The sequence below is a fragment of the Burkholderia sp. genome (genome assembly GCF_018375725.1).
Lineage (GTDB): Bacteria > Pseudomonadota > Gammaproteobacteria > Burkholderiales > Burkholderiaceae > Burkholderia.
This window is the reverse complement of record NZ_JAHACR010000105.1, coordinates 1-12410: the sequence shown is the minus strand read 5'-3', so window position 1 is coordinate 12410 and position 12410 is coordinate 1. Positions and strand designations below refer to the sequence as shown.

Below are 12410 nucleotides of genomic sequence, written 5' to 3'. Positions count from 1 at the left end.
TCACGCCGAACCGCGCCGAATTGCGCGAAGTCGTCGGGCACTGGAAGTCGGAGGACGATCTGTGCGCACGTGTCGCGGCACTGCGCGCGTCGCTCGACATCGACGCATTGCTGCTGACGCGCTCCGAGGAGGGCATGACGCTGTTCTCCGGCGACGGCGAACTGCATGCGCCGGCGCTCGCGCGCGAGGTGTACGACGTGTCCGGCGCGGGCGACACCGTGATCGCGACGGTCGCGACGATGCTCGGTGCGGGCGTGCCGCTCGTCGATGCTGTCGTGCTCGCGAACCGTGCGGCAGGCATCGTGGTCGGCAAGCTCGGCACCGCCACGGTGGACTACGACGAACTGTTTCACTGAGCGCACGCGCGCGGCGCGATGAGCGTGCTGCGCGGTGCCTCGCATTTTTTCAGGCAGGACGATCATGACCCTTATCGTCACCGGCGCGGCCGGCTTCATCGGCGCGAACATCGTCAAGGCGCTCAACGAGCGCGGCGAGACGCGCATCATCGCGGTGGACAACCTCACGCGCGCGGACAAGTTCAAGAATCTCGTCGATTGCGAGATCGACGACTATCTCGACAAGACCGAATTCGTCGAACGCTTCGCGCGCGGCGACTTCGGCAAGGTGCGCGCGGTGTTCCACGAAGGCGCCTGTTCGGACACGATGGAAACCGACGGCCGCTACATGATGGACAACAATTTCCGCTACAGCCGCGCGGTGCTCGATGCATGTCTCGCGCAGGGCACGCAGTTCCTGTACGCGTCGTCGGCGGCGACCTACGGCGGCTCGACGCGCTTCGTCGAGGAACGCGAGGTCGAGGCGCCGCTCAACGTCTACGGTTATTCGAAGTTCCTGTTCGACCAGGTGGTCCGCCGCGTACTGCCGACTGCGAAGAGCCAGATCGCCGGTTTCCGCTACTTCAACGTCTATGGTCCGCGCGAGACGCACAAGGGCCGCATGGCGTCGGTCGCGTTCCACAACTTCAACCAGTTCCGCGCGGAAGGCAAGGTCAAGCTGTTCGGCGAGTACAACGGCTACGCGCCGGGCGAGCAGACGCGCGACTTCGTGTCGGTCGAGGACGTGGCGAAGGTCAACCTGTTCTTCCTCGATCATCCGGAGAAGTCCGGCATCTTCAACCTCGGCACCGGCCGTGCGCAGCCGTTCAACGACATCGCGTCGACGGTGGTCAACACGCTGCGCGCGCTCGACAACCTGCCGCCGCTGACGCTCGCGCAGCAGGTCGAGCAGGGCCTGATCGAGTACGTGCCGTTCCCGGACGCGCTGCGCGGCAAGTACCAGTGCTTCACGCAGGCGGACCAGTCGAAGCTGCGCGCGGCCGGCTACGACGCGCCGTTCCTGACGGTGCAGGAAGGCGTCGACCGTTACGTGCGTTGGCTGTCCGGCCAGGTTTAAGCCGGCGCGCCGCGTCATTACACTGGGTCTCACGGTCGGCAGCCGCCGGCCGTTTTCACATGGAGATCCGGAACATGATCAGGAAATGGTTCGCCGCGGCGGCCATGCTCGGCGCGGTCGCGTCGGCGTGGGCGGCCGTCGACGTCAACACGGCCGGCGAGGACGCGCTCCTTGGCATCAAGGGCATCGGTCCGGCCCGCGCGAAGGCGATTCTCGACGAGCGCAGTGCGCACGGCCCGTTCAAGAATGCCGACGATCTGGCATCACGCGTGAAGGGCATGGGCGGTCATACGGTCGAGCGGCTGCAGAAGGAAGGGCTGACGGTCGGCGCGGCCGGCTTAGGCGCGGCTGGCGCAGGCACTGCCGGTAAAGGCGCGGCCGGCGCAGGTTCACCTATGGCGAGCGCGAGCAAGCCGGCAGCGGCGGCAAAACCCGCCGCTGCCGCCCGCGCCGCGCAGAAGTAACGCGCATTTTACGGAACAGGCTCCTTCAGCCGTCGTTGCAGCGACGGTTTCCCGCGGCATGCCGCGGGTTTTTTGCGTGCGGGTACGGGATGCGGCGTGCTCGGCCGCGCGGTTCCGGAACCCGGCGCCGCAGTGGGGGCAGCAGGCGCGGGTTGCGGCGCTGGTTTACAATCGACCGATTGATCCGCCTCGCATTCACGGTACCTCCATGGCTTACAAAACTATCGAAGACACGATCGGCAATACGCCGCTTGTGCAACTGGTCCGCCTGCCGGACGACGAGATTCGCGCACGCAACAACGTGGTGCTCGCAAAACTGGAAGGCAATAACCCGGCGGGCTCCGTGAAGGACCGTCCGGCGCTGTCGATGATCCGCAAGGCGGAAGAGCGCGGCCGCATCAAGCCGGGCGACACGCTGATCGAAGCGACGAGCGGCAACACTGGCATCGCGCTCGCGATGGCGGCGGCGATCCGCGGCTACAAGATGGTGCTGATCATGCCGGAGGACCTGTCGGTCGAGCGCCGTCAGAGCATGGCGGCCTACGGTGCGGAGATCATCCTCACGCCGGTGAAGGGCGGGATGGAACTGGCGCGCGATCTCGCGGACCAGATGCAGCGTGAAGGCAAGGGCGTGATCCTCGACCAGTTCGCCAATCTGGACAACCCGCTCGCGCACTATGAATCGACCGGGCCGGAAATCTGGCGCGACACCGACGGCCGTATCACGCACTTCGTGTCGGCGATGGGCACGACGGGCACGATCATGGGCGTGTCGCAATATCTGAAGGAACGGAATCCGAACATCGAGATCGTCGGTGCGCAGCCCGAAGAGGGCTCGCGCATTCCGGGCATCCGCAAGTGGCCGGAAGCCTATCTGCCGAAGATCTTCGACCGCAGCCGCATCGACCGTGTCGAGAGCGTGAGCCAGGCAGCGTCCGAAGCGATGGCGCGCAAGCTCGCGGCTGTCGAGGGCATCTTCGCGGGCATCTCGTCGGGTGGCGCGTGCGAAGTCGCGCTGCGCATCGCGCGTCAGGTCGAGAACGCGACGATCGTTTTCATCATCTGCGATCGCGGCGACCGCTATCTGTCGACCGGCGTTTTCCCGGCGTAAGCGGGAGCCGGCACGAGCAACGAAAAACGCCGCACATTCGCGGCGTTTTTTTTCGTCGTCAGGCAAGCGTCGCTTATTGCGGCTGCTGCGGTTGCGTGCCGTTGCCGTTGTCCACGGCCTTGGGCGCACTGGTCGCCTCCATTTGCGCCTTCACGCTCTGGCCGAGTTCATAGACGGCGAGCGCATAGAAGAAACTGCGGTTGTAACGCGTCAGCACATAGAAATTCTTCAGGCCGAGCATATATTCGGTCGCGCGTCCCGGCGTCGGCAGGTCGACGATCGTGACGGGCGTGCTCGCTTCGGACGCGACATTGACCGATGCGTCGTTGAGCGTCAGGCCCGCACGCAGTAGCTGCGACAGCACCCAGTGCGGCTCAGGCTGTCCATCCGCCGCGGCCTGTGCGATACCCTGGCTGCCCATATCGGGTGCGATCTGCCAGACGACCGGGCGATTCGTTTCCCAGCCATGCTGCTTCAGGTAGTTGGCGACGCTGCCGATCGCATCGGTCGGGCTGCTGCGCAGATCCACATGACCGTTGTGCTCGTAATCGACCGCGTATTCGCGGATGCTGCTGGGCAGGAACTGCGGAATGCCGATCGCGCCGGTATACGAGCCGAGCACGGTCGTCGGGTCGAGCTGGTTGTCACGCGTCCAGACGAGGAAATCCTCGAGGTTCTTGCGGAACGTCGCCTGGCGGCTTTCGCGATTCGGCGTGTCCGGATAATCGAACGTCAGCGTGGTCAGCGCGTCCAGCACGCGGAAATTGCCCATGTAGCGGCCATAGATCGTCTCGACGCCGATGATGCCGACGATCACCTCCGGCGGCACGCCGAATTCCTCGGACGCGCGTTGCAGCGTCGCCTGGTTCGCGCGCCAGAACTTCACGCCCGCATTGATGCGGATCGGTTCGATGAAGCGCGAACGGTACACGCGCCAGTTCTTCACCGCCGGCGACGCCGCGGGCATCACGAGCTTGACCGCCGTTGCCGAGTAGCTCACGCGCGAGAACAGCGCATGCAGCCGCGCGGGATCGAAAGCGTGGCTGCCGGCCATGTCGTTGATGAACGCATCGACTTTCGCATTGTTTGCGTAGCGCTGCGGCACGATCTCTTCTTCGAACGTCTGGCCTTGCGGCATCGGCTGCTGCGGTTGCGCCTGCGCGATGCGCATGCCCGTGGGCGCCTGCGTCTGTGTTTGCGCGCTCGCCGGCGCGATGGACAGGGCCGCGGCGAAAGCGGCGATGACGAGCGGGAGACGAACGTGGGACAGCGCGGGAGCAGAGGCGGCGGGCTTGTTGTAATTCATGTCGAACCGGAGAGCGGACAAGGCATTGAGTTCGGCGCAGTATAACCGACGCATACGCGGCGCCGGGCCGAACCGGGCGTCCGATGTGGTAAGTTAGCGGCGAATTCGCACAAGGCGATCGACTACATCGACGGGAGACCAGCAGCGCAACGCGCGCTCTGACGAAGCGTATGGCAACCGCCTTTTATACCCACCCCGACTGCATGCTGCATGAGATGGGGGAATGGCATCCGGAATGCCCGGCCCGCTTGTCGGCGATCCAGGACCAGCTGATCGCGAGCCGCATCGACGATCTGATCGCGCACGAGACGGCGCCATTCGCGAGCGAGACTGCGCTCGCGCGCGTGCATACGCAGGCGCATATCGACTACATCAGAAGCCGGGTGCCGGCCGACGGCTACGTCGAGGTCGATCCCGATACGTCGATGAACCGTTACACATGGCGCGCGGCCCTGCGTGCCGCCGGTGCCGCGATCGCCGCGACCGATGCGGTGATCGCGGGGCGCTACGACAACGCGTTCTGCAGCGTGCGGCCGCCGGGCCATCATGCGGAGCCGGCGCGCGCGATGGGCTTTTGCTTCTTCAACAACGTTGCGATCGCGGCGCGGCATGCGCTCGACGTGCATGGACTCGAGCGCGTTGCGATCATCGATTTCGACGTGCATCACGGCAACGGCACCGAAGCGGCATTCGCGAACGACGAGCGCGTGCTGATGTGCAGCTTTTTCCAGCATCCGCTCTATCCGTTCTCGGGCGCCGAGCATCAGGCGCCGAACATGGTCAACCTGCCGATGCCGGCGCGCAGCAACGGCATGGCCGTCCGCGAGGCGGTCGACATGTTCTGGCTGCCGCGCCTCGACGCGTTCAAGCCGCAGATGCTGTTCATCTCCGCGGGCTTCGACGCGCATCGGGAAGACGATGTCGGCGGCCTGGGCCTCGTCGAAGCGGACTTCGAATGGCTGACCGACCAGGTTGTCGACGTCGCACGGCGCCATGCGCAGGGGCGTATCGTCAGCTGCCTCGAGGGCGGCTACAACCTGTCCGCGCTCGGGCGCAGCGTCGTCGCGCATTTGCGCGTGCTGGCCGGTATCTGATCGGGCCGTTCAACGCGCGGGGGCGCGCGCGTGAATCCACGCGATCAGCGCGTCGATCACGCGATCGCGCTCGAGGTCGTTCATCGTTTCGTGGTACCCGCCTTCATAGAGCGTGAGCGTGAGGTCGGGCGAGCCGGCGCGTGCGCCAAATGCACGGCTGCCGTCGGGCTCGGTCAGCTTGTCCTCGGTGCCGTGATAGACGAGCAGCGGTACGCGCAAGGTGCCGCGGCCGCGTTCGATGCGCGCCATGGCGTCGAGCACTTCCGCGCCGGTGCGCGCGGGCACCGCACCATGATGGACGAGCGGATCGGCACGGTTGGCCTCGACGACCGCCTTGTCGCGCGACAGCAGCGCCGCGTCGACCTTGAGCGCCGGGAAAGTCGGCCACACGCGGCTGATGACGCGGCTCAGCGCGAGCATCCAGCGCGGCACGTCGCGTCCGGGCGCGAGCGCCGGACTCGACAGCACGAGGCCGGCAACCGTCCGGCCGTGCGCGGGCATGCGCTCGATCGCATACAGCGCGGCGATCGCGCCGCCCATGCTGTGTCCCATCAGGAACAATGGCGAATCGCCTTGCGCCGCCTCGGCGACGAGCGCATCGGCATCGTTCAGGTAGTCGTCGAAACGTTCGACCCACGCGCGCTTGCCGGGCGACCGGCCATGCCCGCGCAAATCGATCGCCAGCACGTCGATGCCGGCGGCATTCAGACGCGCGGCGAGTGCGTCGTAGCGTCGCGCATGTTCGGCCAGCCCGTGCAGAAGCGCGACCGTAGCGCGAGGCGGTGCCGCGCCGTCGCCGGCGGACCAGCGATACGACGTCAGTTCCAGTCCGTCGGCGGTGCGCAGCCGGCCGGTTTGCGGCGGCCGGCCGGCGGCCGGCGCTGTCGCGCAGGAAGCGTCTGGCGAGGTCGTGGCATTCATCTGGCGTGTCCCTTCTCGGTATGGGTTTGATACGCGGGTTCCCGATCATAGACGCCGCCCGGACGCCGCGACTCTGTCACGTACTCTAATTTCGTCTGGTTATGAAAAAATCGAAATCAATTATTAAGGGGAATTAGAGGATTGCGGTAGAATCGCCGGCTATTCCAGATCCAGATGCATCGGCGGCCGACTGGCGGAGCCTGCACACGCGGCTCCACAGCCGTTCGCCGTTTTGCTTTTTTACATGATCGAATTACGCAATCTGTCGCAGCGATTCCCGGGGCCGAATGGCTGGGTCGAGGCACTGCATAACATCAATCTCGCCATTCCGCAGGGCGAGGTGTTCGGCATCATCGGCCGCAGCGGCGCAGGCAAGAGCACGCTCGTGCGCACCATCAACCTGCTGACGCGGCCGACCGAAGGCAATGTCGTCGTAGGCGGGCGCGATCTCACGCTGCTGCCGGCGCGCGAGCTGCGCGAAGCGCGCCGCGAAATCGGCATGATCTTCCAGCACTTCAACCTGCTGTCGTCGCGCACGGTGTTCGAGAACGTCGCGCTGCCGCTCGAACTGGCCGGCGCGAGCCGTGCCGAGATCGAAGCCGCGGTGCTGCCGCTGCTCGACCTCGTCGGGCTGTCTGCGCAGAAGGATCGTTATCCGGCGCAGATCAGCGGCGGCCAGAAGCAGCGCGTCGGCATCGCACGCGCGCTGGCGAGCAAGCCGAAGGTGCTGCTGTCCGACGAAGCGACGTCGGCGCTCGATCCGGAAACGACGCGTTCGATCCTCGATCTGCTCAAGCGCATCAACCGCGAACTCGGCCTGACGATCGTGCTGATCACGCACCAGATGGAAGTGATCAAGCAGGTGTGCGACCGCGTCGCGGTGCTCGACGCGGGGCGCGTGGTCGAGCAAGGCAAGGTGATCGACGTGTTTCTGCAGCCGCGTCACGAAGTGACGCGCGCGCTGATCGGCGACGTGATCGCGCAGGAACTGCCGCCCGCGCTGAAGGCGCGTGTCGCCGAGCGGCTCAAGGCGGGCAGCGGTCATCTGCTGCGCCTCGCGTTCACCGGTTCGGGCGTCGATCAGCCGATCCTGTCGGAGACGATTCGCCGCTACGAACTCGATTTCAACATCCTGCACGGCCAGATCGACGAGATCCAGGGCCAGGCGTTCGGTTCGCTCGCGGTGCTCGCGGGCGGCGAGCCGGGCAAGGTAGGGCAGGCGCTCGCGTTCCTGCGTGAGCAAGGCGTGGTGGTAGAGGAGCTTTCGCATGTTGAGTGAAATGTTCGATATGTTCGTGCAGTCGTTCTGGGAGACGCTGATCATGGTCGGCATCTCCGGCGTGGTCGGCGCGCTCGTCGGGCTGCCGCTCGGCGTGCTGCTCTATCTGACCGATCGCCAGGGCGTGCTGCAGAATCTCGCGGTGAACCGCGTGCTCGGCGGCATCGTCAATGCGGTGCGCTCGACGCCGTTCATCATCCTGCTGGTCGCGGTGATTCCGTTTACGCGGCTCGTCACGGGGTCGTCGATCGGCACGGCCGCGGCGGTCGTGCCGCTGACGCTCGCGGCCGCGCCGTTCATCGCGCGGCTCGTCGAGACGGCATTGCGGGAAGTCGACCGCGGGCTGATCGAGGCGGCGCAGGCGATGGGTGCGACGACATCGCAGATCGTCTTCAAGGTGCTGCTGCCGGAATCGCTGCCGGGCATCGTCGCCGGGCTGACGATCACGTTCGTGTCGCTCGTCGGCTATTCGGCGATGGCGGGCGCGATCGGCGGCGGCGGTCTCGGCGACCTCGGCATTCGCTACGGCTACCAGCGCTACCTGCCGGAAGTGATGTGGACGGTGGTGGCGATCCTGATCGTGTTCGTGCAGCTCGTGCAGTCGTTCGGCGATTGGCTGGTGCGGCGCTTGAGCCACAAGTAAAACGATATTCGACCTGTTTGGGGGATAGACGATGCAACGACGATTCATGCTGAAGTTCGCGGCGGCGCTGGGCGCAGCCGCGCTGCTGGCGGGCGCGCAGGCCCGTGCCGAAACCATCAGGGTCGGCGTGACGGGCGGCCCGCACGCCCAGGTGATGGAAGAGGTGAAGAAGGTGGCGGCGAAGAGCGGCCTCGACATCCGCATCGTCGAATTCTCCGACTACGTGCAGCCGAACGCGGCGCTCGCCGCGGGCGATCTCGACGCGAACAGTTACCAGCACGCGCCGTATCTCGCCGCGCAGGTGAAGGATCGCGGCTACAAGCTGATCAAGGTCGCGGACACCGTCACGTTCCCGATGGGAATCTATTCGAAGCGCGTGAAGTCGCTCGCCGAGCTGAAGCCGGGCGCGACCATCGCGATCCCGAACGATCCGACGAATGGCGGCCGTGCGCTGCTGTTGCTGCAGAAACAGGGGCTGCTGAAGGTGCGGGCGGACGCGGGGCTGAAGGCGACGCGCTTCGATATCGTCGACAACCCGAAAAAGCTGAAGATCGTCGAGCTCGACGCGGCGCAGATTCCGCGCTCGCTCGGCGACGTCGACGCGGCTGCGATCAACACGAACTATGCAATGGAAGCAGGGTTGAAACCCCGGCAGGATTCGATCGCGATCGAGGATCCGAACGGCCCGTACGCGAACATCATCGCGATTCGCGAGGCCGACAAGAACAAGCCGTGGGTGGCGAAACTCGTCGCGGCCTATCATTCGCCCGAGGTGAAGCAGTACATCGACGGCAAATTCGGCGGTGCGGTGATCGCCGCCTGGTAACAAGGGCAATGTATCGGACGCCCGCCGGTGATTAGAGTCGGTGATCGAACACCCGGGCTTTGCGTCCGGGTTTTTTCTCTTTTAAAATAGAACGACCGTTCGCTATTGCCGGCGCGCCGCAGAGGAGCGCTATCCTCGATAGCCACGATGGATTGGCCCGCTTGGCCGCGTAGTATGGAGGCCTCGCTATAAAATGGTCTCTGGTCGTATTCGTAACTTTGGAGCGTGTGCATGAAAATCCTGGTGCCAGTGAAAAGAGTGGTCGATTACAACGTGAAGGTCCGCGTGAAGTCGGACAACACGGGCGTCGACATTGCGAACGTGAAGATGTCGATGAACCCGTTCGACGAAATCGCGGTGGAAGAGGCGGTTCGCCTGAAGGAAGCGGGCGTCGCGACCGAAGTGGTCGTGGTGTCGGTCGGCGTGGCGCAGGCGCAGGAAACGCTGCGCACGGCGCTGGCGATCGGCGCGGATCGCGCGATCCTCGTCGAATCGAATGACAGCGTCGAGCCGCTGGCCGTCGCGAAGATCCTGAAGGCGCTGGTCGACAAGGAACAGCCGCAGCTGGTGATTCTCGGCAAGCAGGCGATCGACGACGATTCGAACCAGACCGGCCAGATGCTGGCCGCGCTGGCGGGCCTGCCGCAGGCGACGTTCGCATCGAAGGTGACGGTCGCCGACGGCAAGGCTACGGTCGCGCGTGAAGTGGATGGCGGCGCGGAAACGCTGTCGCTGACGCTGCCGGCCGTGATCACGACCGACCTGCGTCTGAACGAGCCGCGCTATGTGACGCTGCCGAACATCATGAAGGCGAAGAAGAAGCCGCTGGAAACCGTGAAGCCGGAAGATCTTGGGGTGGACGTGACGCCGCGCCTGAAGACGCTGAAAGTGGTCGAGCCGCCGAAGCGTGCGGCTGGCGTGATGGTGCCGGACGTGAAGACGCTGGTCGAGAAGCTGAAGACCGAAGCCAAGGTGCTGTAAGAGGGAGCGGAAAGAAATGACGATTCTGGTTATTGCCGAACACGACAACGCGTCGATCAAGGCGGCGACGCTGAACACGGTGGCTGCTGCGCAGAAGATCGGCGGCGACATTCACGTGCTGGTCGCGGGCCACAACGCACAAGCGGCGGCCGACGCGGCTGCGAAGATCGCGGGTGTTTCGAAGGTGTTGCTGGCCGACGCGCCGCAACTGGCCGAAGGCCTCGCGGAAAACGTCGAGGCGACGGCGCTGAACGTGGCGAAGGATTACTCGCACATCCTCGCGCCGGCGACCGCCTATGGCAAGAACATCGCGCCGCGCATCGCGGCGAAGCTGGATGTGGCGCAGATCTCGGACATCACGGCGGTTGACAGTGCCGACACGTTCGAGCGTCCGATCTACGCGGGCAACGCGATCGCGACCGTGCAGTCGAGCGACCCGATCAAGGTGATCACGGTGCGTGCGACGGGCTTCGATCCGGTTGCAGCGGAAGGCGGCAGCGCGGCGGTCGAGAAGATCGGGGCGGCGGCGGATGCCGCCAAGTCGCAATTCGTGAGCCGTGAAGTGACGAAGCTGGACCGTCCGGAACTGACGTCGGCGTCGATCATCGTGTCGGGCGGCCGCGGTCTGGGCAGCGGCGAGAACTACACAAAGGTGCTCGAGCCGCTGGCGGACAAGCTGCAAGCGGCGCTGGGCGCCTCGCGCGCGGCGGTGGACGCGGGCTATGTGCCGAACGACTACCAGGTCGGTCAGACCGGCAAGATCGTCGCGCCGCAGCTGTACATCGCGGTCGGTATCTCGGGCGCGATCCAGCATCTGGCCGGCATGAAGGATTCGAAGGTGATCGTCGCGATCAACAAGGATCCGGAAGCGCCGATCTTCAGCGTGGCCGATTACGGCCTCGTCGGCGATCTGTTCACGCTCGTGCCGGAGCTTGTCAACGAGCTCGGCTGAAGCGGCGCCATGCGCTGCGCATGACGTTCAGCGGCAAGCACATGACACAAGGGGCGCGGCAAGCGCCCCTTTTTTTACGCCAACATGCAGAAGGGAGAGAGGAGAGCACCATGAGTTACGTCGCACCTGTCAAGGATATGCTGTTCGTGCTGAAGGAACTGGCCGGCATCGACGATGTCGCGAAGCTGCCCGGTTTCGAGGACGCCGGCTTCGACACGGCTCAGGCCGTGCTCGACGAATCCGCCCGATTTTGCGGTGAAGTGCTGGCGCCGCTGAACGTCGAGGGCGACCGCAATCCGAGCAGCTGGAACCAGGGCGAAGTGCGCGCGACGCCGGGCTTCAAGGAAGCGTTCCGGCAGTTCGTCGAAGGCGGCTGGCAAGGCCTGCAGCATCCCGTCGACTATGACGGTCAGGGCCTGCCGAAGCTGATCGCCACGCCGTGCATCGAAATGCTGAACGCGTCGAACCTGTCGTTCGCGCTGTGTCCGCTGTTGACCGACGGCGCGATCGAGGCGCTGTTGACCGCGGGCACGCAGGAACAAAAGCAGCGCTACGTGCCGAAGCTGATTTCGGGCGAGTGGACGGGCACGATGAACCTGACCGAGCCGCAGGCCGGCTCCGATCTCGCGCTGGTGCGTTCGCGCGCCGAGCCGCAAGGCGACGGCTCCTACCGGATTTTCGGCACGAAGATCTTCATCACGTGGGGCGAGCACGACATGGCCGACAACATCGTCCATCTGGTGCTGGCGCGCACGCCGAATGCGCCGCAGGGCGTGAAGGGCATTTCGCTCTTCATCGTGCCGAAATTCCTCGTCAACGAGGACGGCAGTCTCGGTGCGCGCAACGACGTGCACTGCGTGTCGATCGAGCACAAGCTCGGCATCAAGGCGAGCCCGACCGCGGTGCTCCATTACGGCGATCATGGCGGCGCGGTGGGCTACCTCGTCGGCGAGGAGAACCGTGGCCTCGAATACATGTTCATCATGATGAACGCTGCGCGCTTCGGCGTCGGCGTGCAGGGTATTGGCGTTGCCGATCGCGCCTATCAGAAGGCGGCGGCGTTCGCGAAAGAGCGGGTGCAAAGCCGTCCGGTCGACGGTTCGGCCAGCCAGTCGGTGACGATCATCCATCATCCGGACGTCCGCCGGATGCTCGGGACGATGCGGGCGCTGACGGAAGGCGCGCGGGCGCTGGCATACGTCGCGGCCGCGCACAGCGACATTGCGCATCGCCATCCCGATGACGCGGTGCGCGCGCGCCATCAGGCGATCTACGAATACCTCGTGCCGGTCGTAAAGGGCTGGAGCACCGAGATGGTCAACGACGTCGCGAGCCTCGGCGTGCAGGTGCATGGCGGCATGGGTTTCATCGAAGAGACGGGCGCGGCGCAGTATTACCGCGATGCGCGGATTCTTGCGAT

Annotated in this window: 13 protein-coding genes; 11 read left to right on the top strand and 2 right to left on the bottom strand. The window is 65.3% G+C overall.

The features are described from left to right. The 4 genes from KH616_RS13350 to cysM form a co-directional block, all read left to right on the top strand. Nucleotides 1-356 (top strand): PfkB family carbohydrate kinase (locus KH616_RS13350; RefSeq protein ID WP_292245174.1); only part of this gene is annotated, 356 nt, incomplete at its 5' end. Between the two features lie 64 nt (nt 357-420). Beyond that, entirely contained in the window at nt 421-1413 is a 993-nt protein-coding gene (rfaD, locus tag KH616_RS13345; protein ID WP_292245173.1) for an ADP-glyceromanno-heptose 6-epimerase, read from the top strand. A gap of 74 nt (nt 1414-1487) precedes the next feature. Continuing rightward, nucleotides 1488-1877, top strand: a complete 390-nt coding sequence (locus KH616_RS13340; protein WP_292245172.1) for a helix-hairpin-helix domain-containing protein — start codon at nt 1488-1490, stop codon at nt 1875-1877. A 208-nt stretch (nt 1878-2085) separates the two neighbouring features. Further along, a complete protein-coding gene (cysM, locus tag KH616_RS13335; RefSeq protein WP_292245170.1) occupies nt 2086-2988 on the top strand; it encodes a cysteine synthase CysM in 903 nt (300 codons plus the stop codon). A 73-nt stretch (nt 2989-3061) separates the two neighbouring features. On the opposite strand, the gene mltB is transcribed toward cysM, so the two are convergent. Then, nucleotides 3062-4294, bottom strand: coding sequence for a lytic murein transglycosylase B (mltB, locus tag KH616_RS13330; protein ID WP_292245168.1), 1233 nt, complete (start codon nt 4292-4294; stop codon nt 3062-3064). A gap of 170 nt (nt 4295-4464) precedes the next feature. On the opposite strand from mltB, the gene KH616_RS13325 reads away from it, so the two are divergent. Beyond that, complete coding sequence (locus KH616_RS13325) at nt 4465-5388, top strand: histone deacetylase family protein (protein WP_292245166.1); 924 nt, start codon at nt 4465-4467, stop codon at nt 5386-5388. A gap of 9 nt (nt 5389-5397) precedes the next feature. Here KH616_RS13325 and KH616_RS13320 read toward each other — a convergent pair whose 3' ends face one another. Further along, complete coding sequence (locus KH616_RS13320) at nt 5398-6309, bottom strand: alpha/beta hydrolase (protein ID WP_292245155.1); 912 nt, start codon at nt 6307-6309, stop codon at nt 5398-5400. A gap of 244 nt (nt 6310-6553) precedes the next feature. Between KH616_RS13320 and KH616_RS13315 the strand changes: the two genes are divergently transcribed. The 6 genes from KH616_RS13315 to KH616_RS13290 all read left to right on the top strand — a co-directional run. Further along, nucleotides 6554-7588 carry a methionine ABC transporter ATP-binding protein gene (locus KH616_RS13315; protein ID WP_292245153.1) on the top strand — a complete coding sequence of 345 codons (1035 nt, stop codon included), beginning with the start codon at nt 6554-6556 and terminating at the stop codon, nt 7586-7588. Continuing rightward, entirely contained in the window at nt 7578-8231 is a 654-nt protein-coding gene (locus KH616_RS13310) for a methionine ABC transporter permease (RefSeq protein ID WP_292245152.1), read from the top strand. The genes KH616_RS13315 and KH616_RS13310 overlap by 11 nt, the downstream gene beginning before the upstream one ends. Nucleotides 8232-8262: 31 nt before the next feature. After that, nucleotides 8263-9057 (top strand): MetQ/NlpA family ABC transporter substrate-binding protein, encoded by a 795-nt coding sequence (locus tag KH616_RS13305; RefSeq protein ID WP_292245150.1) that lies wholly within the window; start codon nt 8263-8265, stop codon nt 9055-9057. 231 nt (nt 9058-9288) lie between these two features. Then, nucleotides 9289-10038, top strand: a complete 750-nt coding sequence (locus KH616_RS13300; protein ID WP_292245148.1) for an electron transfer flavoprotein subunit beta/FixA family protein — start codon at nt 9289-9291, stop codon at nt 10036-10038. Between the two features lie 16 nt (nt 10039-10054). After that, nucleotides 10055-10990 carry an electron transfer flavoprotein subunit alpha/FixB family protein gene (locus KH616_RS13295; RefSeq protein WP_292245146.1) on the top strand — a complete coding sequence of 312 codons (936 nt, stop codon included), beginning with the start codon at nt 10055-10057 and terminating at the stop codon, nt 10988-10990. 110 nt (nt 10991-11100) lie between these two features. Next, nucleotides 11101-12410, top strand: a 1310-nt coding sequence (locus KH616_RS13290) for an acyl-CoA dehydrogenase family protein (protein WP_292245144.1), incomplete at its 3' end; no start/stop codon positions are given.

What these genes read in the sequence shown, in the direction of transcription:
- rfaD (WP_292245173.1), top strand. Translation starts at nt 421, where the DNA reads ATGACCCTTATCGTCACCGGCGCGGCCGGCTTCATCGGCGCGAACATC.
- KH616_RS13340 (WP_292245172.1), top strand. Translation starts at nt 1,488, where the DNA reads ATGATCAGGAAATGGTTCGCCGCGGCGGCCATGCTCGGCGCGGTCGCG.
- cysM (WP_292245170.1), top strand. Translation starts at nt 2,086, where the DNA reads ATGGCTTACAAAACTATCGAAGACACGATCGGCAATACGCCGCTTGTG.
- mltB (WP_292245168.1), bottom strand. Translation starts at nt 4,294, where the DNA reads ATGAATTACAACAAGCCCGCCGCCTCTGCTCCCGCGCTGTCCCACGTT.
- KH616_RS13325 (WP_292245166.1), top strand. Translation starts at nt 4,465, where the DNA reads ATGGCAACCGCCTTTTATACCCACCCCGACTGCATGCTGCATGAGATG.
- KH616_RS13320 (WP_292245155.1), bottom strand. Translation starts at nt 6,309, where the DNA reads ATGAATGCCACGACCTCGCCAGACGCTTCCTGCGCGACAGCGCCGGCC.
- KH616_RS13315 (WP_292245153.1), top strand. Translation starts at nt 6,554, where the DNA reads ATGATCGAATTACGCAATCTGTCGCAGCGATTCCCGGGGCCGAATGGC.
- KH616_RS13310 (WP_292245152.1), top strand. Translation starts at nt 7,578, where the DNA reads ATGTTGAGTGAAATGTTCGATATGTTCGTGCAGTCGTTCTGGGAGACG.
- KH616_RS13305 (WP_292245150.1), top strand. Translation starts at nt 8,263, where the DNA reads ATGCAACGACGATTCATGCTGAAGTTCGCGGCGGCGCTGGGCGCAGCC.
- KH616_RS13300 (WP_292245148.1), top strand. Translation starts at nt 9,289, where the DNA reads ATGAAAATCCTGGTGCCAGTGAAAAGAGTGGTCGATTACAACGTGAAG.
- KH616_RS13295 (WP_292245146.1), top strand. Translation starts at nt 10,055, where the DNA reads ATGACGATTCTGGTTATTGCCGAACACGACAACGCGTCGATCAAGGCG.